Annotated in this window: 21 protein-coding genes; 8 read left to right on the forward strand and 13 right to left on the reverse strand. The window is 66.1% G+C overall.

What is annotated here, in order from left to right; all coding sequences use genetic code 11:
• The first annotated feature begins 294 nt into the window (after nucleotides 1–294).
• From ACQR0U_RS02630 to ACQR0U_RS02645, 4 genes are all read left to right on the forward strand, one after another.
• The gene (locus ACQR0U_RS02630; RefSeq protein ID WP_315715177.1) at nucleotides 295–1473 is read left to right on the forward strand and encodes an acetyl-CoA C-acetyltransferase; all 1179 of its coding nucleotides are present in this window, start codon (nucleotides 295–297) and stop codon (nucleotides 1471–1473) included.
• A gap of 272 nt (nucleotides 1474–1745) precedes the next feature.
• Nucleotides 1746–2471 (forward strand): beta-ketoacyl-ACP reductase, encoded by a 726-nt coding sequence (locus ACQR0U_RS02635; RefSeq protein ID WP_315715178.1) that lies wholly within the window; start codon nucleotides 1746–1748, stop codon nucleotides 2469–2471.
• Nucleotides 2472–2624: 153 nt separating this feature from the next.
• Nucleotides 2625–3497, forward strand: a complete 873-nt coding sequence (gene yddG / locus ACQR0U_RS02640; RefSeq protein WP_315751928.1) for an aromatic amino acid exporter YddG — start codon at nucleotides 2625–2627, stop codon at nucleotides 3495–3497.
• Between the two features lie 227 nt (nucleotides 3498–3724).
• Nucleotides 3725–5734, forward strand: a complete 2010-nt coding sequence (locus ACQR0U_RS02645; RefSeq protein WP_316193272.1) for a putative bifunctional diguanylate cyclase/phosphodiesterase — start codon at nucleotides 3725–3727, stop codon at nucleotides 5732–5734.
• A gap of 1 nt (nucleotide 5735) precedes the next feature.
• Here the strand turns inward: ACQR0U_RS02645 and ACQR0U_RS02650 are convergent, their stop codons facing one another.
• A complete protein-coding gene (locus ACQR0U_RS02650; protein WP_315715181.1) occupies nucleotides 5736–6170 on the reverse strand; it encodes a cupin domain-containing protein in 435 nt (144 codons plus the stop codon).
• 14 nt (nucleotides 6171–6184) lie between these two features.
• Nucleotides 6185–6952: a hydroxyacylglutathione hydrolase gene (gene gloB, locus ACQR0U_RS02655; RefSeq protein WP_315715182.1), complete on the reverse strand. Its 768-nt coding sequence runs from the start codon at nucleotides 6950–6952 to the stop codon at nucleotides 6185–6187.
• 193 nt (nucleotides 6953–7145) lie between these two features.
• On the opposite strand from gloB, the gene ACQR0U_RS02660 reads away from it, so the two are divergent.
• Complete coding sequence (locus ACQR0U_RS02660) at nucleotides 7146–7922, forward strand: class I SAM-dependent methyltransferase (protein WP_315825543.1); 777 nt, start codon at nucleotides 7146–7148, stop codon at nucleotides 7920–7922.
• Between the two features lie 87 nt (nucleotides 7923–8009).
• Here ACQR0U_RS02660 and ACQR0U_RS02665 read toward each other — a convergent pair whose 3' ends face one another.
• The 5 genes from ACQR0U_RS02665 to ACQR0U_RS02685 all read right to left on the reverse strand — a co-directional run bounded on the left by ACQR0U_RS02665 (nucleotide 8010) and on the right by ACQR0U_RS02685 (nucleotide 15447).
• Nucleotides 8010–8840 (reverse strand): DUF4167 domain-containing protein, encoded by an 831-nt coding sequence (locus ACQR0U_RS02665; RefSeq protein WP_315715184.1) that lies wholly within the window; start codon nucleotides 8838–8840, stop codon nucleotides 8010–8012.
• Between the two features lie 551 nt (nucleotides 8841–9391).
• Nucleotides 9392–10279, reverse strand: a complete 888-nt coding sequence (prmC, locus tag ACQR0U_RS02670; RefSeq protein ID WP_315825542.1) for a peptide chain release factor N(5)-glutamine methyltransferase — start codon at nucleotides 10277–10279, stop codon at nucleotides 9392–9394.
• A 193-nt stretch (nucleotides 10280–10472) separates the two neighbouring features.
• Nucleotides 10473–11558, reverse strand: a complete 1086-nt coding sequence (gene prfA, locus ACQR0U_RS02675) for a peptide chain release factor 1 (RefSeq protein ID WP_316166267.1) — start codon at nucleotides 11556–11558, stop codon at nucleotides 10473–10475.
• Between the two features lie 62 nt (nucleotides 11559–11620).
• Entirely contained in the window at nucleotides 11621–13888 is a 2268-nt protein-coding gene (gene ptsP / locus ACQR0U_RS02680) for a phosphoenolpyruvate--protein phosphotransferase (protein ID WP_315715187.1), read from the reverse strand.
• A gap of 302 nt (nucleotides 13889–14190) precedes the next feature.
• Nucleotides 14191–15447 (reverse strand): aspartate kinase, encoded by a 1257-nt coding sequence (locus ACQR0U_RS02685; protein ID WP_315715188.1) that lies wholly within the window; start codon nucleotides 15445–15447, stop codon nucleotides 14191–14193.
• A 147-nt stretch (nucleotides 15448–15594) separates the two neighbouring features.
• Here ACQR0U_RS02685 and ACQR0U_RS02690 point away from each other — a divergent pair, with 147 nt between their 5' ends.
• The gene (locus ACQR0U_RS02690) at nucleotides 15595–16062 is read left to right on the forward strand and encodes a PH domain-containing protein (RefSeq protein ID WP_315715189.1); all 468 of its coding nucleotides are present in this window, start codon (nucleotides 15595–15597) and stop codon (nucleotides 16060–16062) included.
• A gap of 47 nt (nucleotides 16063–16109) precedes the next feature.
• Nucleotides 16110–16874 (forward strand): bifunctional 2-polyprenyl-6-hydroxyphenol methylase/3-demethylubiquinol 3-O-methyltransferase UbiG, encoded by a 765-nt coding sequence (gene ubiG / locus ACQR0U_RS02695; RefSeq protein ID WP_409977941.1) that lies wholly within the window; start codon nucleotides 16110–16112, stop codon nucleotides 16872–16874.
• Between the two features lie 100 nt (nucleotides 16875–16974).
• Here ubiG and ACQR0U_RS02700 read toward each other — a convergent pair whose 3' ends face one another.
• Nucleotides 16975–17256, reverse strand: coding sequence for a GIY-YIG nuclease family protein (locus tag ACQR0U_RS02700; protein WP_315715191.1), 282 nt, complete (start codon nucleotides 17254–17256; stop codon nucleotides 16975–16977).
• A 233-nt stretch (nucleotides 17257–17489) separates the two neighbouring features.
• On the opposite strand from ACQR0U_RS02700, the gene ACQR0U_RS02705 reads away from it, so the two are divergent.
• Nucleotides 17490–18389 carry a DMT family transporter gene (locus tag ACQR0U_RS02705; protein ID WP_315751934.1) on the forward strand — a complete coding sequence of 300 codons (900 nt, stop codon included), beginning with the start codon at nucleotides 17490–17492 and terminating at the stop codon, nucleotides 18387–18389.
• Here ACQR0U_RS02705 and ACQR0U_RS02710 read toward each other — a convergent pair whose 3' ends face one another.
• From ACQR0U_RS02710 to ACQR0U_RS02730, 5 genes are all read right to left on the reverse strand, one after another.
• Nucleotides 18390–18827, reverse strand: coding sequence for an EamA family transporter (locus ACQR0U_RS02710; RefSeq protein ID WP_315751935.1), 438 nt, complete (start codon nucleotides 18825–18827; stop codon nucleotides 18390–18392). It lies immediately after the preceding gene.
• 140 nt (nucleotides 18828–18967) lie between these two features.
• Entirely contained in the window at nucleotides 18968–19444 is a 477-nt protein-coding gene (locus ACQR0U_RS02715) for a DUF1178 family protein (RefSeq protein WP_315715194.1), read from the reverse strand.
• A complete protein-coding gene (locus ACQR0U_RS02720; RefSeq protein WP_316170996.1) occupies nucleotides 19441–20319 on the reverse strand; it encodes a carbon-nitrogen hydrolase family protein in 879 nt (292 codons plus the stop codon). Before ACQR0U_RS02720 ends, ACQR0U_RS02715 begins: the two co-directional genes overlap by 4 nt.
• Nucleotides 20316–20591, reverse strand: coding sequence for a glutaredoxin 3 (gene grxC / locus ACQR0U_RS02725; RefSeq protein ID WP_315715197.1), 276 nt, complete (start codon nucleotides 20589–20591; stop codon nucleotides 20316–20318). Before grxC ends, ACQR0U_RS02720 begins: the two co-directional genes overlap by 4 nt.
• A gap of 29 nt (nucleotides 20592–20620) precedes the next feature.
• A complete protein-coding gene (locus tag ACQR0U_RS02730) occupies nucleotides 20621–21355 on the reverse strand; it encodes a ComF family protein (RefSeq protein WP_434842567.1) in 735 nt (244 codons plus the stop codon).
• Between the last annotated feature and the right edge of the window lie 25 nt (nucleotides 21356–21380).

The raw sequence follows: 21380 nt of genomic DNA on the forward strand, positions 1-21380 counted from the left end.
GAGCGAGTTCGGCTACGGTTTTGTGCGGAACGGTTAATCCCGCAGCAGAAATCTTGCCCACGAAACGGCCAAGCATCCCAATTTGAATGCGCTGCAACAGGAATTGCTGATGCCGCCAATTGACATGTCGCAACGACGTTAACAGGATGAAGGACGAAGGTTGCGCACTCGCCAATCCGGGGCTTGCGGAGGGCCGGCACGACCGTGAACTGAAAAAATCATTTTCATTTCAAATACCCTCGAGTCTCAAGCCCTCGCTTTCACGTCCAAGATCAAGAACCCCAGGAGATGCTCATGTCAGACGATGTCGTCATCGTCAGCGCCGCCCGCACCGCGGTTGGAAGTTTCAACGGTGCCTTCGCCAGTGTCCCGGCTCATGAATTGGGGGCGGTGGCCATCAAGGCCGCGCTGGAGCGCGCCGGCGTCGAGCCGGGCCGCGTCTCGGAGGTCATTATGGGCCAGATCCTGACTGCGGCGCAGGGCCAGAACCCGGCGCGCCAGGCTTCGATCGCCGCCGGCATTCCAGTCGAGAGTCCGGCCTGGGGCATCAACCAACTGTGCGGCTCCGGCCTGCGGTCCGTTGCGCTCGGCTACCAGGCGCTCGTCAATGGTGACTCCGACATCGTGGTCGCCGGCGGCCAGGAGTCGATGAGCATGGCGGCGCATGCGCAATATCTGCGCGCCGGCGTGAAGATGGGCTCGCTCGATCTGGTCGACACGATGATCAAGGACGGCCTGTGGGACGCCTTCAACGGCTATCACATGGGCAACACCGCCGAGAACGTTGCGAAGCAATATCAGATCACGCGCGCGCAGCAGGACGAGTTCGCGGTTGCATCGCAGAACAAGGCCGAGGCGGCTCAGAAGGCCGGCAGGTTCAAGGACGAGATCGCACCCGTGACGGTCAAGAGCCGCAAGGGTGACACCGTGGTCGACACCGACGAATATCCGCGTCATGGCGCGACGATCGAGGCCATGGCCAAGCTGCGTGCGGCGTTCGAGAAGGACGGCACGGTCACGGCCGGCAACGCGTCGGGCATCAATGACGGCGCGGCTGCCGTGGTGCTGATGACCGCCAAGCAGGCGGCCAAGGAGGGCAAGACGCCGCTTGCGCGGATCGTGTCCTGGGGCCAGGCCGGCGTCGACCCGAAGATCATGGGCACCGGCCCGATCCCGGCGTCGCGTTCGGCGCTGAAGAAGGCCGGCTGGAACATCGCCGACCTCGACCTGATCGAAGCCAACGAGGCGTTCGCCGCGCAGGCTTGCGCGGTGAACAAGGATCTCGGCTGGGATCCGGCCAAGGTCAACGTCAACGGCGGCGCGATCGCGATCGGCCATCCGATCGGTGCGTCCGGCGCGCGCGTGCTCGTGACTCTGCTGCACGAGATGCAGAAGCGCGACGCGAAGAAGGGTCTTGCCACGCTGTGCATCGGCGGCGGCATGGGCATCGCGCTGTGCGTTGCACGCGACTAAAAAGCCGGCAGTGACTGCGAACCGTTCAGCCTTCGCAATCGCGTCCAGCTCAACTAAAGATCAACGCCCGGCGATCTCGCCGGGCGTTTTGTTCTTGATGTCCGTCAAACACGTCGCATAATCGACCACTAAAAAAATGGAGTTGAGCGAGCATGGACGGTTGTGCGGCAAGTTGATCGTCGCGCGGAGGTTCATGATCCAATAACAACGGCAAGCGCGGTGGCAGCCAGAGGTTGTCCCTGTGCGATCAGTCATCGAGGGAAGGATTCGACATGGCACGTGTGGCGTTGGTGACGGGGGGAACGCGCGGTATCGGAGCGGCGATCAGCAAGGCGCTGAAGGCGGCTGGATACAAGGTCGCGGCGAATTACGGCGGCAACGATGCCGCGGCGGAGAAGTTCAAGAGCGAGACCGAGATCCCCGTCTACAAATGGGACGTCAGCTCGTTCGAGGCCTGCGGCGAAGGCATCAAGAAGGTCGAAGCCGATCTCGGTCCGATCGATGTGCTGATCAACAATGCCGGCATCACCCGTGATACGGCCTTCCACAAGATGACGCTCGAGCAGTGGAGCGCGGTGATCAACACCAATCTCGGCTCGCTGTTCAACATGACCCGCCCGGTCATCGAGGGCATGCGCGCGCGCAAGTTCGGCCGCATCATCAACATCTCCTCGATCAACGGCCAGAAGGGCCAGTTCGGCCAGGTCAACTACTCCGCGGCGAAGGCCGGCGACATCGGCTTCACCAAGGCGCTCGCGCTGGAGACGGCCAAGGCCGGCATCACCGTCAACGTGATCTGCCCGGGCTACATCAACACCGAGATGGTGCAGGCGGTGCCGAAGGACGTGCTCGAGAAAGCCATCCTGCCGCTGATTCCGGTGGGGCGCCTCGGCGAGCCCGAGGAGATCGCGCGCGCCGTGGTGTTCCTCGCCGCTGATGAGGCCGGAGCCATCACCGGTTCGACGCTGTCGGTCAATGGCGGCCAGTACATGGTGTGAGCCTCGCCGGCGGCGTTGCCTCCGGCCACCATCTGCGGTTAAGGAAAACCTGATGCCCGCGCTCGCCGCGGGCATTCACGTCTTGGACGCTTCCCGCACGGACGCAGGCGTGGGTGGCCGGCATGAGCCGGCCGTGACGGAGCCTGCCGCCTGATGTCCCAGCGCAATGCGACCCTGATCGGTCTGACCGCGATCCTGATGTGGTCGCTGCTCGCCTTGTTGACGGTGGCAACTGGCACGATCCCCGCCTTCCAGCTTGCGGCGATGACCTTCGCGATCGGCGGCGCGGTCGGCTTGCTCAGTCTGGTCCGCCGACCGGACGGGCTACGGGTGCTGCGGCAGCCGCTGACGGCGTGGGCCGTGGGCGTCGGTGGGCTGTTCGGTTATCACGCGCTGTACTTCCTGGCGCTGCGCTTCGCGCCGCCGGCAGAAGCCGGGCTGCTGAACTATCTTTGGCCGCTGCTGATCGTGCTATTTTCGGCCTTTCTGCCGGGGGAGCGGCTCGCGGTTCATCACGTGACCGGCGCCGTGATCGGGCTTGTCGGCACCGCGCTGCTGTTGCTCGGCAACGGTGCGAGCTTCGCTGCGAGCCAGTTGCCGGGGCTCGCGGCCGCCTTCGTCGCGGCGTTCGTGTGGGCGATCTATTCGGTGCTCTCGCGCCGTCTGAAGGCGGTGCCGACCGATGCCGTCGCCGGCTTCTGCATGGCGACGTCCGCGCTCGCGGCCCTGGTCCATGTTGCGGTCGAGCGAACGGTCTGGCCCGACAGCCCGACGCAGTGGCTCGCTGTTGCCGGTCTCGGCATCGGCCCGGTTGGCGCCGCGTTCTATGCCTGGGACATCGGGATGAAGCGCGGAGACATTCGCGTGCTCGGTGCCGCATCCTATGCGACGCCGCTGCTGTCGACGGCTTTCCTGATCGTTGCCGGCTATGCCCGGCCGAGCGCCACCCTGGCGGTGGCCGCACTGCTGATTGCCGGCGGCGGTCTGGTCGCGGCCAAGGACATGTTCCTCCTGCGCAAGCGCTGACCGCATCAGGTCGAGCGACGTCAGGCGGGGCCGGCTCGCATGCGGACTCGGCACGGCGGTCCGAATCCGCCGGTTATCCTTGATGCGCACTTAATCGTGCGCAAAACCGGCGCGCCGGCCGGTAGCTCACAACCGCCGATTACAGTTTGGCGCGGTCTGCACCTAACCCGCCCTTTACCCGTGCTGAGCGATAGTCCCTGCGAAATGGTGCTGACAACGGGGCGGCAATGCCGGACGTGAGACGTTACATGGCCCGCGCAGGGGAGTTGTTTCGCGTTCCCGCCGACAGTCCCGAGCTGACGCGCGCGCAGTTCCAGGCGTTCTCCAAGCAGGTGCCGCTGCTCTATTTCATTCTCATCACCAACAGCCTGGCGCTCGCCTACACGTTCCTGCCGCTGGCGCCGACGTGGCTCACGATTTCCGTGCCGGCGTTGCTATCGACGATTACCGGCGCGCGCATGCTGTGGTGGCTGCGGCAGGGCGAGGCCGCCAGCAGCGACGCCGAGGTGCTGCGCAACCTGCGTGTCACCAACCGGATTGCCGGCCCGATCGGGGCGCTGTTCGTCGTCTGGTCCTTCGCGTTGTTTCCCTACGGCGACCCATTCGCCAAGGGGCAGGTCGCGTTCTACATGGCGGTCACGGTCATCGGCATCATCTTCTGCCTGATGCACCTGCGCTCCGCAGCCCTGATCGTGACCCTCGTGGTCATCGTGCCCTATGTCATCTTCTTCATGTCCACGGGCGTTCACGCGCTGCGGGCGATCGCGGTCAATCAGCTGCTCGTGTCCGGCGCGATGGTCACGGTGCTGTTCATCTATTATCGGGATTTCGCCGCGCTCGTCGCCAGCCGCAAATCGCTGCTCGCGGAGCAGGCGGCGACGCAAGCGCTGTCGGATGAAAACTTCCGCCTCGCCAATCTGGATTCGCTGACCGATCTGCCCAATCGCCGTCGCTTCTTCTCGGAGCTCACGCAAGCTTTCGCCGAGGCCGACCGGGACGGCACGCGGCTCGCCGTCGGCATCATCGATCTCGACGGCTTCAAGCCGATCAACGACACCTATGGGCACACGGTCGGCGACCGCGTGCTGATCGAGGCCGCGCGCCGCATCCGCGACGCCTGTGCCGGCCATGGCGGCCAGGTCCATCTCGCCCGGCTCGGCGGCGACGAGTTCGGACTGGTGGTCGCCGGCAATCCCACGGACGACGATCTGCTCAACCTCGGACGGCAGATCACCGACCTCATCAAGCTGCCCTATCAGTTCGACACGACCCATACCGGCCTGTCGTGCTCGACCGGCTTTGCGTTGTATCCGCGCTCGGCCATGGTTGCGGATGCGCTGTACGAATGCGCCGACTATGCGCTCTACCACGCCAAGCGCCGCGCCCGCGGCCAGGCCATCATCTTCTCGACCGAGCTCGAGGCGGAGATCCGTAGCCGCAGCGTGATCGAGCACCTGTTGCGCACGGCCGATTTCGACGCCGAGATGGACCTGGCGTTTCAGCCGATCATGGACGCGATGAATTCGCGCACCACCGGATTCGAGGTCCTGGCGCGCTGGCACAGCCCCAAGCTGGGTACGGTGTCGCCCGCAAGCTTCATCCCGGCCGCCGAGCGGATCGGCGTCATCCGCAGCCTGACGCGTTGTCTGCTGGTCAAGGCGCTCGCCGCCGCGCGGACCTGGCCGGACGACATTCGCGTGTCGTTCAATCTCTCCGCGCACGACATCTGTTCGCCGGATGGCGTCCTGCCGCTGCTGGCGGTCATCCATGCCAGCGGCGTGCCGCCGCGCCGCATCGAGTTCGAGATCACCGAGACCGCCGTCACCTTCGACTTCGCCCGCGCCGAGCAGTCGATCGCGGCATTGAAGGCGATCGGTTGCGGCATCTCGCTGGACGATTTCGGCACCGGCTACTCGTCGCTCAGTCACGTCCACCGGCTGCCGCTCGACAAGCTCAAGGTCGACCGCAGTTTCGTGAGCGACGTCAACGCCAACCCGATCAGCCACAAGATCATCAAGTCGCTGACCGGCCTCTGCGCCGACATGGAAATTTCGTGCGTCGTCGAGGGTGTCGAGACCAAGGAGCAGCTCGACAGCCTGCGGCGTCTGGGCGCGGACTACATTCAGGGCTACTACTTTGCGAAGCCGATGCCGGCCGACGCGATTTCCGGCTTCCTCGCCCAGGAGCGCCAGCGCTTCGCCGAGCCGGCCGCGAAGGTCGCCGGCGCGAGCGCCTGACTCAGACCTCCGGCTCCCAGCCGGGCGGCGCAAGCTCGAATCCTTCGAACATGAAGCCCGGCGCCACCGTGCAGCCGACGAGCGTCCAATCGCCGGCGCTCTCGGCGGCCTGCCAGGCATGGGCGGGCACCACCGCCTGCGGCTGCTGGCCGGCTGCGAGGTCGATGCCCAGCGTCGTCGTTTGCGGCGCCTGGCCTTCGGCGGCGATCCGCAAGGTCAGCGGCGCACCGGCATAGAAGTGCCAGGTCTCGACCGCGTCGACCCTGTGCCAATGCGAACGCTCGCCGCGCGCGAGCAGGAAATAGATCAAGGTCGATGCGGCGCGGCCGGAGGCGTCGACGGCCGGATCGCGGAAGGTCTCGCGAAAATGTCCGCCCTCCGGATGAGGCTGCAGGCCGAGACGCGCGATGATGTCGGCAGCCGAGAGCGTGGCCATCGTCGTCCTCGCCGTTACGACTTGTTCTTGCGCTCGCGCAGCTCGCCGAACACTTGCTCGGCGCTGGCGCCCTTCATGCGCAGCCGCAGTGCGACGGCCGGATCGTCGGCGCGCAGGAACACGTTGGCGGTCTTCTCGTCGCCCAGCAGCGACGGAATGGTCGGCCGGTTGGCGGCACGCAGCCGCGTGACCTCCTCGGCGCGAGCCTTCAGCGCCGCGTTGTCGCCGTCGACGGTGAGGGCGAATTTGACGTTCGAGGCTGTGTATTCGTGGCCGCAATAGAGCCGGAAGTCGTCCGGCAGCGCGCGCAGCTTGAGAAGCGAGTCCCACATCATCGGATAGGTGCCCTCGAACACCCGGCCGCAGCCGACCGAGAACAGCGTGTCGGCCGCAAACAGCGCCTTGTCGGCATCGAACACGTAGGAGACGTGGTCGAGCGTATGGCCCGGCGTTTCCAGCACCCGCGCGAGCAACTCGCCGATCTTCACGACATCGCCATGGGCGACTCGCAGATCGACGTTGGCGATCGCCGTCGTCTTGTCGTGGGGCGCGACCACCCGGCAGCCATATTTCTGCTTGAGCTCGGCGACGCCGCCGACATGGTCGTGATGATGATGCGTGATCAGGATGTCGGTGAGCGTCCAGCCTTCGGCGTCCAGTTGCCGGACGATCGGTCCGGCCTCGGGGGCGTCGATCGAGGCAGTCGCACCGGTTGCCGGGTCATGGATCAGATAGCCGAAATTGTCGGACAGGCAGGTGAAGGCGCGGATGTCGGCGGCCATGATGTCTCCGTCGGCGGGACCGGGCGAGGCACGACAGTCGCGCTCGCGATGCCAGAAGGTCGTGGAAGCGGAGCCCGGGCGCAGCGCTGCGGGGCGGCCTCCGATGTCCCGCGCAGAGATATGGCGTTAACGCTGGAGGCGCAACGCAATATTCGGCGCGCGGCAGCGCGCGCTCGCATGATACATTGACGTCATGGACGTGATCGATCTGCGAAATTTCTATTCGGGTCGCCTCGGGATCGTCGCGCGGCTCTTGATCAACCGCGGTATCCGGGCGCGCTGGCCGAGCGCGGCCGGGCAGCGGGTGCTCGGCGTCGGCTATCCCACGCCCTATCTCGGCCTGTTCCGCGAGGATTCCGAACGCTGCATCGCCTTCATGCCGGCGGCGCAGGGGGTGCTGAAATGGCCGACGGCGCGGCCGACGCTGGCCTCGCTGGTGGACGAGTTCTCGCTGCCGCTGCCCGATGCGGCGATCGACCGCATCCTGATCGTGCATGCGCTGGAGATGTCGGACGACCCGGCCGGGCTGCTGCGCGAGATGTGGCGGGTGCTGGCGCCGGCGGGACGCATGATCATCGTGATCCCGAACCGGCGCGGCGTCTGGACGCGGACCGACAACACGCCGTTCGGCCATGGCCGGCCCTATTCGCGCTCGCAGATCACGCAACTGCTGCGGCAGACCTGGTTCACGCCGACCGGCTGGGGCGAGGCGCTGTTCATGCCTCCGGTCGGCGGCTGGTTCCTGAAATCGGCGATGGCCTGGGAGCGCGTCGGCGCGGCGCTGTCGCTTCCGTTCGCCGGTGTCCACATCGTGGAGGCGACCAAGCAGGTCTACCGGGTGATCCCGGCGCGCCGCGAGCGCATTCGGCTGATCCCGCGGCTCGAACCGGTGCTGGCGCCGTCACCGTCGGCCCCCGGATCCGGTGGCGCCGGTCGCCGCGAGGTCGGTCCGCCGTCGCGCGAAGGATGATCCCGGGCCGTTTTCCTGCGCGCCTCCCGCGCAAAAAAAACGGGTGGGCTCAGAGCCCACCCGTTTCGTCATGATGGAGGGTAATCGCTATTCGCCCGGATTGAGGTCCTCGCTCGGCGCCGGTGCAGCAGCGGCTGCTTCAGCGCGCGGACCATGCGGACGCCGGCGGCGCCGCGGATAGCGCTCGGCAGCGCCCTCGAAGGCGGCCGGGGGATTGGCGATCTGCGGCTGCGGACCGGTGATGAAGGACGGCAGCCGATCGACGCCGCTGTCGGCGATGACGGGCTGGGGTTGCGGCTGCGGCTGGTACTGGACGGGCTGCGGCCGCTCCCGGTGCTCGCGCGGCTCCCGCTCGCGATGTTCGCGGGGTTCACGGTGTTCCCGCGGCTCGCGGTGTTCGCGCGGCTCGCGATGCTCACGCGCTTCGCGGTGCTCGCGCGGCTGCTGCTCGCGCTGATAGGGCTGGTTGTCGCCGCGCTCGCGCTGGCCGCCTTCGCGGTCGCGCATGAAGGGTTGGGGCTGAGGCTGCGGCTGGGCCGGAACGAAGCCGGGCTCCTGGCCGAAATGCGAGAAGCTCTCAGCGTCATCGTCGAGGTCGTCGACGGTCAGGTCCTCGGTGTTGCGCGGCTGCTGCGGCTGGTTCTGGCGGAACTGCTCCTGCGCGGCGGCAATCAGGCGGAAATAGTGCTCGGCGTGCTGGTAGTAGTTCTCGGCGGCTACGGGGTCACCCGAAGAGCGGGCGTCGCGGGCAAGCTGGACATATTTCTCGGCGACATGAGAGGCAGTGCCGCGGATCTTGATGTCCGGTCCATTGGACTCGAACACCCGGGTCAGCGGATTCTGGCCGCGCCGGTTATTGTTGTTGTTACCGCCGCTGTTCCGGTTGCGCATCCGCTTGTTGTTCTGACCGTTTCTCATGTCCTGCCTTTATTCCAACCCTGCGTTAGGAGCACCGATTGTCTGAGCACTGATTGTTATCGGAATACCGAGAGTGTATTGAAATACCTTCGCCGGGCTCGGACGCCTCGCGCGCGGTCCAAATGGTCCCATCCGACCCATGTCGGTTCCGACATGCCGGTTTGACCCATGCCGATGTGATCGACAGCCGATTCTCTCGACAAAAGCGCGTTCAAAACGCGTTCCCCACCCGCCAGCCCCTGGGACCGGCGAACCACGTCATTCAGCCAGCCAAGGCGACATGCGCCACGACCGACCCAGTTTGCTTAGCGTAAGACCTCAAGTGCAAAGTCAGGCTTTCGTTCGCTTTGCAGTCGCGGGCTGCGCAGCCATCCGGGCTCTCGCGCTCAGCAGATCTGCGTTCTGGAACCTATCGCCCGGCGCGGCTCTCTGGCATCTGACCGCGGCGGTGTTCCGTGAATACCGCTCGTCGTGGCCTGCACCGGTGCTATGGATGGAACGTAGTCGCTCCCGGGGGATATTCCAAGAGCTTTTTCTGCATTCCCCGACCTTTACCGGAGCTTTTTTAGGCCCATGACGGTTCGGGGAATACCGGCCAGATCGGCCCGGATCGTCGAGGAATCGGCCGTCAGGCCAGCCCTCACCATCAATGCAGCGACCTCGTCACTCTGGCCAAGCCCGACCTCCACGATGACAGCGCCGTCCGGCCGCAGCAGGGCCGCCGCCTGCGGGATCAGCGCGCGGTAGGCGTCGAGCCCGTCCTTGCCCCCGTCCAGGGCGCGCAGCGGATCATGAGTGCGCACCTCGACGTCGAGCTCGCTGATCTCGGACGATGGGATGTAGGGCGGGTTCGACACGATCAGGTCGAAACCCGCAGACAGCGCTGCGGCGTAGGAGCAGGCGACGAAGCCGGCGCGGTCGGCTAATCCGAGCGCGCGCGCATTATCCCGCGCGGTGGTCAGCGCGGCCAAGCTGATGTCGGTACCGAGTCCAAAGGCCCGCGGCAGCTCGGACAGCAGCGCCAGCAGGATCGCGCCGGAGCCCGTGCCGAGATCGGCGATGCGCAAGCGACGCTTCAGGTCGCCGCCGGCCGCGAGATGTTCCAGTGCCAGCTCGACGACAGTCTCTGTGTCCGGCCGCGGCACCAGCGTGTCGGCCGACAATCGCAGGTCCAGGCCCCAGAACTCTTTGGTGCCGAGGATGCGGGCGACCGGTTCGCCGGCCAGCCGGCGCTGCACCAGCGTTTCCAGGCGCTGCGCGTCGTCATGGGAGAGCTGTCGTCTCCCGTGCATCACGAGCCCGGTGAGCTCGAGCTGCAGCGCATGGCCGACCAGCAGCCGCGCATCGAGCTCGGGCGAGTCGAGGCCCGCATCTGCAAAGCGCGCGGCCAGGGCACGGCGGGCGGCATCGATCGTCACGCCGGCGATGAGGCCGGTCATCGCGCAAACTCCCTCCACGCGTCATCCCCGCGAACGCGGGGAGCCATACGCCGTGCCGTGGCGGGACGGGCGGTCGGAGTTGCCTTCTGTGACAGCCACGAAGGCCGGTGGTTAGGGGTCCCTGCGTTCGCCGGGACGACACCGTTTGTGTCGGGGCAGCGTCGCATCGCCTCCTGCAATGCGCCGGTGCGCATCACGCCGCAGCACCTTGCGCGGCGAGCTGCGCGGCCTGGTGCTCGGTCGTCAGCGCGTCGATGAGTTCGCCCAGCGCTTCGCCGGCGATCACCTGCGGCAGCTTGTAGAGCGTCAGGTTGATGCGGTGGTCGGTGACGCGCCCTTGCGGAAAATTATAGGTGCGGATGCGCTCCGAGCGGTCGCCCGAGCCGACTTTCTCCTTGCGCTCGGCCGAGCGGGCCGCGTCGACCTTCTGCCGCTCGGCGTCGTAGATGCGCGAGCGCAGGATGTTCATCGCGGAGGCGCGGTTCTTGTGCTGCGAGCGGCTGTCCTGCATCATCACGACGATCCCGGTCGGGATATGGGTGATGCGGATCGCCGATTCCGTCTTGTTGACGTGCTGGCCGCCGGCGCCTTGCGCGCGCATGGTCTCGATGCGCAGGTCGTCCGGCTTGATGTCGACGTCGACATCCTCGACCTCGGGCAGCACGGCGACTGTCGCCGCGGAGGTGTGGATGCGGCCCTGCGTCTCGGTATCGGGCACGCGCTGCACGCGGTGCACGCCGGATTCGAACTTCAGCTTGGCGAAGGCGCCGCGGCCCTGCACTTCGGCGACGATCTCCTTGTAGCCGCCGACGGTGCCTTCGGAGGCCGAGACCACCTCGACCTTCCAGCCCTGCAGGGCGGCGAAGCGCTCATACATCCGGAACAGGTCTCCGGCGAACAACGAGGCCTCGTCGCCGCCGGTGCCGGCGCGGATTTCGAGCACGACGTTGCGGTCGTCCATCGCATCCTTCGGCAGCAGCGCGACGCGGATCTTCTGCTCCAGCTCGCCGCGGCGCGCGATCAGTTCGTCGCGCTCGGCCTCGGCCATCGCGCGCATTTCGGCATCGGTGGTGGGATCGGCGATCAGCGCCTCGGTGTCGGCGAGCTCCTTGACGCCGGCGCGATAGGCCTTCACCGCGTCGATCAGCGGATTGAGCTCGGCCAGCTCACGGGTGATCTGCACGTAGCGGTCGGAATTGACCTGGCCGAGCAGCTCCGCCTCGAGCGAGGCGTGATGCGCGAGCAGGATATCCAGTTTGGCTTGGGGAAGCGACGACATGATGCAATCTGTTCTAGGAGCAAACGATACGAACGGAAGACGCGCAGGCCGCGACAGACCCGCTACAGCGCGAGGCCTTCGCTCTCGGCGAACTCGGTCAGCTTCTGCCGCATCGAGAAGCTGCCGGCCGGCGCGGCCAGCCATTCGGCCATCTTCGTCGCCGCCTTGCCGGCGTCGAGTTCGAGGATCATCGCCTTCACAGGGCCGTGCGCAGTGGCCGACAACGACAGCGAGCGGTAGCCGAGCGCGATCAGTGCCAATGCGCCGATCGGCTTGGAGGCCATCTCGCCGCACAGTGACACCGACCGCTTGGCGGCCTTGGCCTTGTGCACGATCTGCTGCAACGCCCGCAGGATCGGCGTCGACAGCGTGTCGAAGCGCTCGGAGACCTTGGCATTGCCGCGATCGACCGCGAACAGGAACTGGAACAGGTCGTTCGAGCCGACCGAGATGAAGTCGACCTTCGAAAGCAGCTCGTCGAGCTGATACAGCAGCGCCGGGACCTCGAGCATGGTGCCGACGTCGACGCGTTCCGGCAGCGTATGGCCGTGCTGGCGCAGATAGGTCAGCTCGCGCTCGACGATCGCCTTGGCCGTGTCGAACTCGGCGACTTCCGAGATCATCGGGAACATGATGCGCAGCGAGCGGCCGCCGCCGGCGCGCAGCAGCGCCCGGATCTGGCCGCGCAGCAGGCCCGGACGGTCGAGGCCGAGGCGGATCGCGCGCCAGCCGAGCGCCGGATTCTCCTCGATCACGGTCTCCATGTACGGCAGCGCCTTGTCGCCGCCGATGTCCAAGGTGCGGAACGTGACCGGCTTGTGGCCGGCGGCGTCGAGAACCGTGCGATACAGCGCCAGCTGGTCGCTCGAGCGCGGCAGGCTGGCGGACACCATGAATTGCAGCTCGGTGCGGAACAGGCCGATGCCGGCGCTGCCGGTGTCCTCGATATGCGGCAGGTCGATGACCAGGCCGGCATTGATCATCAGCTCGACCGGCTGGCCGTCCTTGGTCACGCAGGGCTTGTTGCGCAGCTCGCCATATTGCGCCTGACGGCGGGCGCGGAAGCGCACCCGCTCGGCATAGGCGGATTCGATCTCCGACGACGGGCGCACATAGATCGAGCCTGAGGTGCCATCGACGATGATGGCGTCGCCGGGATCGGCGATGCCCGGCGCGTTCGGCACCTCGCCGACGGCGGGAATGCCCAGTGCGCGCGCCACGATCGCGACATGCGAATTGGCGGTGCCTTCCTCGAGCACGAGGCCGCGCAGCCGCTTGCGGTCGTAGTCGAGCAGCGCCGCCGGACCCATCGCGCGTGCGATCAGGATGGCGTTGTCCGGCAGGTGCTCGCGCCGCGGCGCGTGGTCCTGGCCGACGAGCTGACGTAGCAGCCGGTAGCCGAGATCCTCGAGGTCGTGCAGCCGCTCGCGCAGATACGGATCGGTCGAGCGCAGCATGCGGGCGCGGGTGTCCGACTGCACGCGCTCGACGGCGGCTTCCGCCGTGAGGCCGGTCGCCACCGCCTCGTGCAGCTTGTGCGACCAGCCCTGGTCGTTGGCGAACATGCGATAGGCTTCGAGCACCTCGCGGTGCTCGCCGCCATCGGCGACGTCGCCGCGCTCCAGCATGCGGTCGAGGTCGGCGCGCAGCTTGAGCAGCGCGGCGTCGAGCCGCTTGATCTCCTTGGGCAGGTCCTCGGCGATGTAATTGTTGATGACGACGCGCGGCTCGTGCAGCACGACATGGCCGAGCGCGATGCCATCGGACAGCACCGTGCCGGTCTTGTGGATCGAGTGCCGCGCCGCCGGCTCGGCGCCGGGCTGCGCCAGTGCCGCGAGCTCGCCGGAGGCGATCATCTCGGCGAGCACCATCGCGGTGGTCTGCAGCGCCTCGACCTCTTCCTCGACATAGGTGCGCTTGGCGCGGTTCTGCACCACCAGCACGCCGAGCGTGTTGCCGGCGCGCAGGATCGGCACGCCAAGGAAGGAGTGGTAGATCTCTTCGCCGGTCTCCGGCCGATACGAAAAGGCGGGATGGCTCTGGGCGTCGTTCAGGTTGAGCGGCGTCGCTTCGCTGGCGACGAGGCCGACGAGGCCTTCATGCGCGCTCAGCACGGTCATGTGCACGGCGTCGCGGTTCAGACCTTCGGTCGCGTAGAGCTCGAGCGTGTTGTCGACACGCAGCACATAGACCGAGCAGACCTCCGCGACCATGTTGGCCGCGATCAGCACCACGATCTTGTCGAGCCGCTCCTGTGCCGAGACCTGCTCCGCCATGGTCTCGCGAAGCCGTCTGAGCAGGACGCGGGGGCCTCCCGACGCGCTTCGCATGTGGCACAATCCCCCTTCCTGGGGCCAGCCCGGCACGCGGCCGGATCTGGCGCTAAACTCGCGGCATCGAACAGCTTTCTCGATTCGGCACTATCGCACGCTCAGAGTGCCGGCCCGAACCAGAACAACCATCACTGGAGCACAGTTTGCGGCTGCCATCCTGCGATGGCGTATAGCGAATTAGGGCTTGTTTTGCCAAGCAAAACGCCTGCCACCGCGGGCGGCGTCAACGGCTTTCGAACGATCTCCGGCCCGTCCCGCTGTCACAGAACGGGACAGGTGTGGTCGCGGAGGAGGATTTTCTAGGCCTGGTCCAGTCCGTAGAGCGTATGCAGCGTGCGGACGGCGAGCTCGGTGTAGGCGGCGTCGATCAGCACCGAGAACTTGATCTCGGAGGTCGTGATCGCGCGAATGTTGATGTTGCGGGCGGCGAGCGCGGCGAATCCCTTGGCGGCGACGCCGGCATGGCTGCGCATGCCCGATCCGATCACCGAAACCTTGGCGACGTCGGTCGCGGTATCCAGGCGCTGATAGCCGATCCTGTCCTTGGCCGCGGTGATGGTCTCGCGCGCGCGATTGTAATCGGTGGCCGGCACCGTGAAGGTGAGATCGGTGGTCTTGCCGTCTTCGGAGACGTTCTGGACGATCATGTCGACGTTGATATTGGCATCCGCCAGTGGTCCGAAGATCGAGGCGGCGACGCCCGGCTTGTCCTCGATCTGGCGCACCGAGATCTGGGCCTCGTCCTTGGAGAAGGCGATGCCGGTCACGACGTGATTTTCCATGATTTGTTCCTCGCTGCAGATCAGCGTCCCCGGCGGCTGGTTGGCGTGCGGGTCGATATCCTCGGGCTTGTCGAATGAGGAGCGGACGAAGATCGGCATGTTGTGCACCATGCCCAGTTCCACCGAACGGACCTGCAGCACCTTGGCGCCCTGCGACGCCAGCTCCAGCATGTCCTCGAAGGCGATCTTGTCGAGCCGCTTGGCCTTCGGCACCACCCGGGGGTCGGTGGTATAGACGCCGTCGACGTCGGTATAGATGTCGCAGCGGTCGGCCTTGATGGCGGCCGCGATCGCCACCGCCGAGGTGTCCGAGCCGCCGCGGCCGAGCGTGGTGATTCGCCCGGTTTCGGCGTTGATGCCCTGGAAGCCGGCGATGACCGCGACCTCCTTGCGGTCGCGAAAGCGCTGGATCAGCTCGGAGCCGTCGATATCGACGATTCGCGCCGAGGCATGGGCATCGCTGGTCTTGATCGGGATCTGCCAGCCCTGCCACGAGCGGGCCTGGATGCCCATGCTCTGCAGCACGATCGCCAGCAGGCCGGACGTGACCTGCTCGCCCGAGGCCACGACGGCATCGTATTCACGCGCATCGTGCATCGGCGACGCCTCGGTGCACCAGGCGACCAGTTCGTTGGTCTTGCCGGACATGGCCGAGACCACGACGGCGACCTCATGACCGGCGTCGACCTCGCGCTTGACGTGGCGCGCGACGTTGCGGATGCGGTCGATGTTGGCGACGGATGTGCCGCCGAATTTCAGCACGAGGCGACCCATGACGACGCGCTCATTCCCATCAGGAGGATAAGTTGACCGGCTGGGCGCGAAACCGGAGGCGCGCCAGCCGAAACGCGCGTATACATAGCGCCGCGGCTGGGGGCAAGACGGTTCCTTGTGGTGACAGGGTCAGGTAGAGGCTTTGGAATGGCGCGTTACATCGACGAAATCCTGCAACCCGGCGAGAAGGTGCTGTATTCGACCAATGCACATTGGATGTTCTACCTGCCGGCGATCGGGGCCTGGATCGTCGTGTTTGGATTGCTCGTCCTCTCCCGCATGACCGTGAACGACAATCTGGTTCTGCTGTGCCTGGCCACCGCCGCCGTCATCGCCATTGTTGCCCTGTATTGGACGGTCCGGGCCTGGTTCCATCGCCTGACCACCGAGACGGACGTCACCAATCGCCGTGTCGTGCACAAAACCGGTTTCATCAAGCGCCGTACCTTCGAGATGGCTCTCGACAAGGTCGAGAGCGTCGACGTCAACCAGACCATCATGGGACGGGTTCTCAATTACGGCGATGTCACCATCTTGGGTGTGGGCGAGGGCAAGGAAACCATTTCGACCATCGCGGAGCCGCTGGCGTTCCGGAACGCCATCACGGCGCGTTAGCCCGGTACGGCGCCGCAGCTTCGATCATTGAGTATTCAGCGATGACAATGCCTCAGGATTCCCGCAGCACTTCTGTTCCCTCCGGCTCGACCGTCGATCCGGCCGAGATCGCGAAGTTCTCGAAACTGTCCGAGACGTGGTGGGACCCCAAGGGCAAGATGGCGCCCCTGCACAAGATCAACCCGCTGCGCCTGACCTATATCCGCGATGCCGCCTGCCGGAAATTCGAGCGCAACGCCAAGAGCCTCAACTGCCTGTCGGGGCTGCGCATGCTCGACATCGGCTGCGGCGCGGGACTGCTGTGCGAGCCGTTCACGCGGCTGGGCGCGCAGGTCGTCGGCGTCGACCCCTCGGCCAGCAACATTGCCGCCGCCAGGCTGCATGCCGAGAAGGGTCATCTGTCGATCGACTATCGCTGCACCACGATCGAGGAGATGGATCCGCGCGAGCGCTTCGACATCGTGCTGGCGATGGAGGTCGTCGAGCACGTCACCGACGTCAGCGCCTTCCTCGGCCGCTGTGCCGCGGTGCTGAAGCCGGGCGGCATGATGGTGGTCTCGACCCTCAACCGCAACTGGAAGAGCTTTGCGCTCGCCATCGTCGGCGCCGAATACGTGCTGCGCTGGCTGCCGCGCGGCACGCATGAGTGGAGCAAGTTCGTCACGCCGGACGAGCTGACCAAATACCTGCTCGACAACCGCCTGGTCATCACCGAGCAGAGCGGCGTGGTCTACAGCCCGTTCGCCGACCGCTGGAGCCTGTCGACCGACATGGACGTGAACTACATGATGGTCGCCGAGCAGATGGTTTAGCGCGCGGCCATTCATCGGCTTGACCCGTCTGCCGCTCCATAACCGGTGTCGTCCCTGCGAACGCAGGGACCCATAACCACAGGGAGGGGTTTGAGGCACGCTAGGAGATCAGGTCGCTGAGATCGCGCCATTCAAGATTGTCGCGCTCGATCAGTTCGATTTTCCAATCACGCTTCCAGCGCTTGAGCTGCTTCTCGCGGGTGATCGCTTCCGCAGCAACAGTGTAGATTTCGACGTAGACCAGCCGAAACACCCCGTACTTCTTCACGAACTCCGAGCCTTCGCCCTTGCGATGCTGCTCGAGCCGAGTCCGTAACGAGTTGGTCACACCGATGTACAGCGTACCGTGACGGCCGCTGGCGAGAATATAGACATAGTACATCGCCGCACCATCGCGTGGATGGATCGCCTAACCCAATTGAAGCCGGTGGTTATGGGTCCCTGCGTTCGCAGGGACGACACCGGATGTGTGGCGCGAGCTTACCACAAGACGCAATCCGTCCTGGCCCTTCCGGCGAGAGCTGCAATCCTGACATGCGGCTGAACCGCCTCACCGCTGTTGACCCAGCGCCCCGTGGTCGTCACGGTGCCAATCTCACTACTGCATTGTGCCGCATGCTCTCCATCACCTCGCTCTGGATTCCCTTCACGCTGGTCGCCGCCGCCGGCCAGGTCGCGCGCAATGCGATGCAGCGGTCGCTGACGGCGAAGCTCGGCACCTGGGGGGCGACCAATATCCGCTTCCTGTTCGGCTTTCCGTTCTCGCTGGTGTTCCTGACCGCGGTGCTGCTGGCCACCGGCGACCACCTGCCGTGGCCGCCGGCGGTGTTCTGGCCGTGGCTGCTGCTCGGTGCGCTCAGCCAGATCATCGCCACCGGGCTGATGCTATTGGCGATGACCGACCGCTCCTTCGTCGTCACCACGGCCTATCTGAAGACCGAGGCGATCCAGACCGCGATCTTCGGCTTCATCTTTCTCGGCGATCCGCTCTCGCTGCCAAAGGTGATCGCGATCCTGATCGCCACCATCGGCGTCGTCATCACCGCGCTCAGGCCCGGCGGTGAGAAGAGCTTTGCCGAGTTGAGGCCGACGGTGACCGGCCTGGTTGCCGCGGCGTCGTTCGCCTTGTCGGCCGTCGGCTTCCGCGGCGCCATCATCACCGTCGACGGCGTGTCCTTCGTCACCGCCGCGTCGTACACGCTGGTCTGGGGCCTATTCTTGCAGACGGCGCTCCTCACCGTCTATCTGCTGGCGCGCGCGCCCGACATCCTGCGCGGAATCCTGTCGCTGTGGCGGCCGTCGATGATGGCCGGCTTCGTCGGCGCCTTCGCGTCGCAATTCTGGTTCCTGGCGTTCGCGCTGACCGCGGCCGCCAACGTCCGCACGCTCGCGCTGATCGAGGTACTGTTCGCGCAGGGCGTGTCGTACTATTCGTTCAAGCAGCCGGTTTCGCTGCGCGAGATCGGCGGCATCACGCTGATCGTCGCCGGCGTGGCGCTGCTGGTCGCCGTGTAGTCAGCCCTTGATCGCGATCAGCACGGCGCCGGCCGCGATCAGCGCGATGCCGATCCAGCCCTGCAGGCTCGGTCGTTCGCCGAGAAACACGACGCCGAACAAGGCGACCAGCACGACGCTGAGCTTGTCGATCGGCGCGACCAGCGTCGCTGGTCCGAGCTTCAAGGCGCGGAAGTAGCACAGCCACGAGGCGCCGGTGCCGAGCGCCGACAGCGTCAGGAACACCCAGCTCTTGGTCGAGATCGGTCCCGGGCTGGTGAGCTGGCCCGTCGCAAACAGGATCAGCGCCAGCGTCACCAGCACGATCGCGGTGCGGATCAGCGTGGCAAGATCGGAGTTGAGACCTTCGACGCCAACCTTGGCGAAGATGGCGGTGAGGGCCGCGAACAGCGCGGAGAGGAGGGCCCAGAGCTGCCAGGACGAGGAGAGGGGGGACATGTCGTCACACCGGCGAAAGAGAGAGTGCAGGCCGAGATCTCTCTCCCGTCGTTGCGAGCGAAGCGAAGCAATCCAGAATCTTTGCCCGGCGCTGGATTGCTTCGCTTCGCTCGCAATGACGGAGAGGGCGTCTCTATTGCTCAATTCCGGTCGTCCGGCAGCACCGGGATCGGCGCGACCTCGATGCCTTCCTCGATCAGTTCGCGGGCCTCGTCGAGCGAGGCCTCGCCATAGATCGGCCGGTGCTCGGTCTCGCCGTAATGCATCTTGCGGGCTTCGGTCGGGAATCGTTCGCCGACATCGTCGGCGTTCTTGACGATGTGGTCGCGCAGCTCCTTGAGCTTGGCGCGCAGCTCGCGCTCCTGCGCCATCATCAGCGCGGTCGATCCCGGCGGAATCACTTCCTGCGCTGGCGTCGGTGAGGCCGGTACCGGCACGGCCTCGCGGCCCTTCTTGTTGACGATGCGCGGCGCCATGATCGCCTTCTCGACCTTGGTCGAGCCGCAGGTCGGGCATTCCACCAGCTTGCGCTTCACCTGCGAATCGTAGGCCGAGGAGCTCTGGAACCAGCTTTCGAACGTATGGTCACGCTCGCAGCGCAGCGCATAGCGGATCATGCCGAGCCCCGCACCAGGTGCAGATAGTCCGGACCCGCGTTGGGGTCGGCGATGCCGAACCGGCGGCCGTGCTGCAGCGAAGGAATGGTCTGGCGCACGCTCTCGACCCGCGACGGATCGATGCGCGCCATGATCACGCCGGGCTCGACGCCGCCCTCGGCGAGAATCTCGCCCCATGGATCGATGATCAGCGAGTGGCCGAAGGTCTCGCGCTTGTTCTCGTGCAGGCCGCACTGGGCGGCGGCGAACACGAAGCATCCCGTCTCGATGGCGCGGGCGCGCAGCAGCGTGTGCCAGTGCGCCTCGCCGGTCTTGCGGGTGAAGGCGGAGGGCACGCTGATGAAGGAGGCGCCGCTCTCGGCCAGCGCGCGATACAGCGCCGGGAAGCGCACGTCGTAGCAGATCGTCAGCCCCAGACGACCCCAGGGCAGATCCGAGATCACGGCCGTCTCGCCCGGCTGATAGTTGGCGGACTCGCGATAGCTCTCACCGCCCGGCAGATCGATGTCGAACATGTGGATCTTGTCGTAGCTCGCCAGGACGTTGCCCTCGGGGCCGATCAGGAAGGAGCGGTTCACGGCCTTGTCTGCCGAGAAGCGCAGCGCCAGCGACCCGATGTGCAGATGGATGCCCAGCTCCTTGGCGAGCACCTGATAGGCTTTGAGAGAGGGATCGTCCGCCTCGCTCTTGAGCTGCTCGAACAGCGCCGTCCGGTTGAGCTGCATCATGTTGCTCACTTCCGGCGTCTGGACGTACTCCGCGCCCTGCGCGACCGCTTCCCGGATCAGCCTGATGCCCTGCTCGAGGCTCGGCTCGGGCAGGAGCGAGGTGCGCATCTGCACCATGGCGGCGGTAAAGCTGCGGTCGTTGCTCATGATGTCGCCTTGTCTCCCGCCAGCATGGCGTCGAGCCTGCCCTCGCGATCGAGCGCATAGAGGTCGTCGCAGCCGCCGACATGGGTGTGGCCGATGAAGATCTGCGGAAAGGTCGAGCCCGGGCCGACACGATCATACATCTTCTGCCGAATCGTCGGATCCTTGCCCGCGTCATGCTCGGTGAAGGCAACGTTCTTGCGGGTCAGAAGCGATTTGGCGGCCGTGCAGTAGCCGCACCCCGGACGGGTATAGATTTCGATCGCAGCGGTCATGTCGCGCTCAGCTGTTTCAGAACGATAGATTATATGGGAGCGCGGGGCGCATCGACAACCCGGGCGAAAACCAGCACGCTGACCTCGGCCGCCTTGGCGCGCAGCAGAGCGCGGGCGCAGGCATCCACCGTCGCGCCGGTGGTCAGCACGTCGTCGACGATGACGATGCGGCGCCCCTGCACGTCATGCAGGCGGTCTGAAGATACCTGGAATGCTCCCTGCACATTGCTGGTGCGCTGGGCGCGCGACAACCCGACCTGCTGCTCGGTCGCCCGCACGCGGCGCAGCGCATCACCCTGCATGCGGACGCCGCTGGACCGGGCGACCGCCCGCGCCAGCGCGCCGGACTGGTTGTAGCGGCGGCTGAAGCCGCGCCGCCAGTGCAACGGCACGGGCACCACGAGGTCGGCCTCGGCCAGCAGCTCGCGGCCGGCGCGCGCCATCCAGCGGCCCATGATCGGCGCCAGATCGGTGCGGTCCTGATATTTCAGCTGATGCACCAGGGTGCGGGCGACCTCGTCATAGCGCACGGCGGCGCGGGCGCGGGCGTACGCCGGCGGCGCCGCGATCGCTTCCATCGACAGCAGCTCGGGGCCCGGATCGTAGACGAAGGGGATGCCGAGCTTCGGGCAATACGGCCGCTCGATGAACGACAATTTGCCCCAGCAGGCGGGACAGACGCCCTCGCCGTCGACCGGCTCGCGGCAGGCGATGCACAAGGTCGGCAGTGCAATGTCGAGCGCGAGCTTGGCTGCGTGGGCCATCACGCTGCAAACCGAACCAACAACG

The sequence above is a fragment of the Bradyrhizobium sp. HKCCYLRH3097 genome, assembly GCF_051167875.1.
GTDB lineage: Bacteria > Pseudomonadota > Alphaproteobacteria > Rhizobiales > Xanthobacteraceae > Bradyrhizobium.

Bases quoted from the DNA above. Each gene is read 5' to 3' on its own strand.
- ACQR0U_RS02630 (WP_315715177.1), top strand. From the start codon at position 295: ATGTCAGACGATGTCGTCATCGTCAGCGCCGCCCGCACCGCGGTTGGA.
- ACQR0U_RS02635 (WP_315715178.1), top strand. From the start codon at position 1,746: ATGGCACGTGTGGCGTTGGTGACGGGGGGAACGCGCGGTATCGGAGCG.
- yddG (WP_315751928.1), top strand. From the start codon at position 2,625: ATGTCCCAGCGCAATGCGACCCTGATCGGTCTGACCGCGATCCTGATG.
- ACQR0U_RS02645 (WP_316193272.1), top strand. From the start codon at position 3,725: ATGCCGGACGTGAGACGTTACATGGCCCGCGCAGGGGAGTTGTTTCGC.
- ACQR0U_RS02650 (WP_315715181.1), bottom strand. From the start codon at position 6,170: ATGGCCACGCTCTCGGCTGCCGACATCATCGCGCGTCTCGGCCTGCAG.
- gloB (WP_315715182.1), bottom strand. From the start codon at position 6,952: ATGGCCGCCGACATCCGCGCCTTCACCTGCCTGTCCGACAATTTCGGC.
- ACQR0U_RS02660 (WP_315825543.1), top strand. From the start codon at position 7,146: ATGGACGTGATCGATCTGCGAAATTTCTATTCGGGTCGCCTCGGGATC.
- ACQR0U_RS02665 (WP_315715184.1), bottom strand. From the start codon at position 8,840: ATGAGAAACGGTCAGAACAACAAGCGGATGCGCAACCGGAACAGCGGC.
- prmC (WP_315825542.1), bottom strand. From the start codon at position 10,279: ATGACCGGCCTCATCGCCGGCGTGACGATCGATGCCGCCCGCCGTGCC.
- prfA (WP_316166267.1), bottom strand. From the start codon at position 11,558: ATGTCGTCGCTTCCCCAAGCCAAACTGGATATCCTGCTCGCGCATCAC.
- ptsP (WP_315715187.1), bottom strand. From the start codon at position 13,888: ATGCGAAGCGCGTCGGGAGGCCCCCGCGTCCTGCTCAGACGGCTTCGC.
- ACQR0U_RS02685 (WP_315715188.1), bottom strand. From the start codon at position 15,447: ATGGGTCGCCTCGTGCTGAAATTCGGCGGCACATCCGTCGCCAACATC.
- ACQR0U_RS02690 (WP_315715189.1), top strand. From the start codon at position 15,595: ATGGCGCGTTACATCGACGAAATCCTGCAACCCGGCGAGAAGGTGCTG.
- ubiG (WP_409977941.1), top strand. From the start codon at position 16,110: ATGCCTCAGGATTCCCGCAGCACTTCTGTTCCCTCCGGCTCGACCGTC.
- ACQR0U_RS02700 (WP_315715191.1), bottom strand. From the start codon at position 17,256: ATGTACTATGTCTATATTCTCGCCAGCGGCCGTCACGGTACGCTGTAC.
- ACQR0U_RS02705 (WP_315751934.1), top strand. From the start codon at position 17,490: ATGCTCTCCATCACCTCGCTCTGGATTCCCTTCACGCTGGTCGCCGCC.
- ACQR0U_RS02710 (WP_315751935.1), bottom strand. From the start codon at position 18,827: ATGTCCCCCCTCTCCTCGTCCTGGCAGCTCTGGGCCCTCCTCTCCGCG.
- ACQR0U_RS02715 (WP_315715194.1), bottom strand. From the start codon at position 19,444: ATGATCCGCTATGCGCTGCGCTGCGAGCGTGACCATACGTTCGAAAGC.
- ACQR0U_RS02720 (WP_316170996.1), bottom strand. From the start codon at position 20,319: ATGAGCAACGACCGCAGCTTTACCGCCGCCATGGTGCAGATGCGCACC.
- grxC (WP_315715197.1), bottom strand. From the start codon at position 20,591: ATGACCGCTGCGATCGAAATCTATACCCGTCCGGGGTGCGGCTACTGC.
- ACQR0U_RS02730 (WP_434842567.1), bottom strand. From the start codon at position 21,355: ATGGCCCACGCAGCCAAGCTCGCGCTCGACATTGCACTGCCGACCTTG.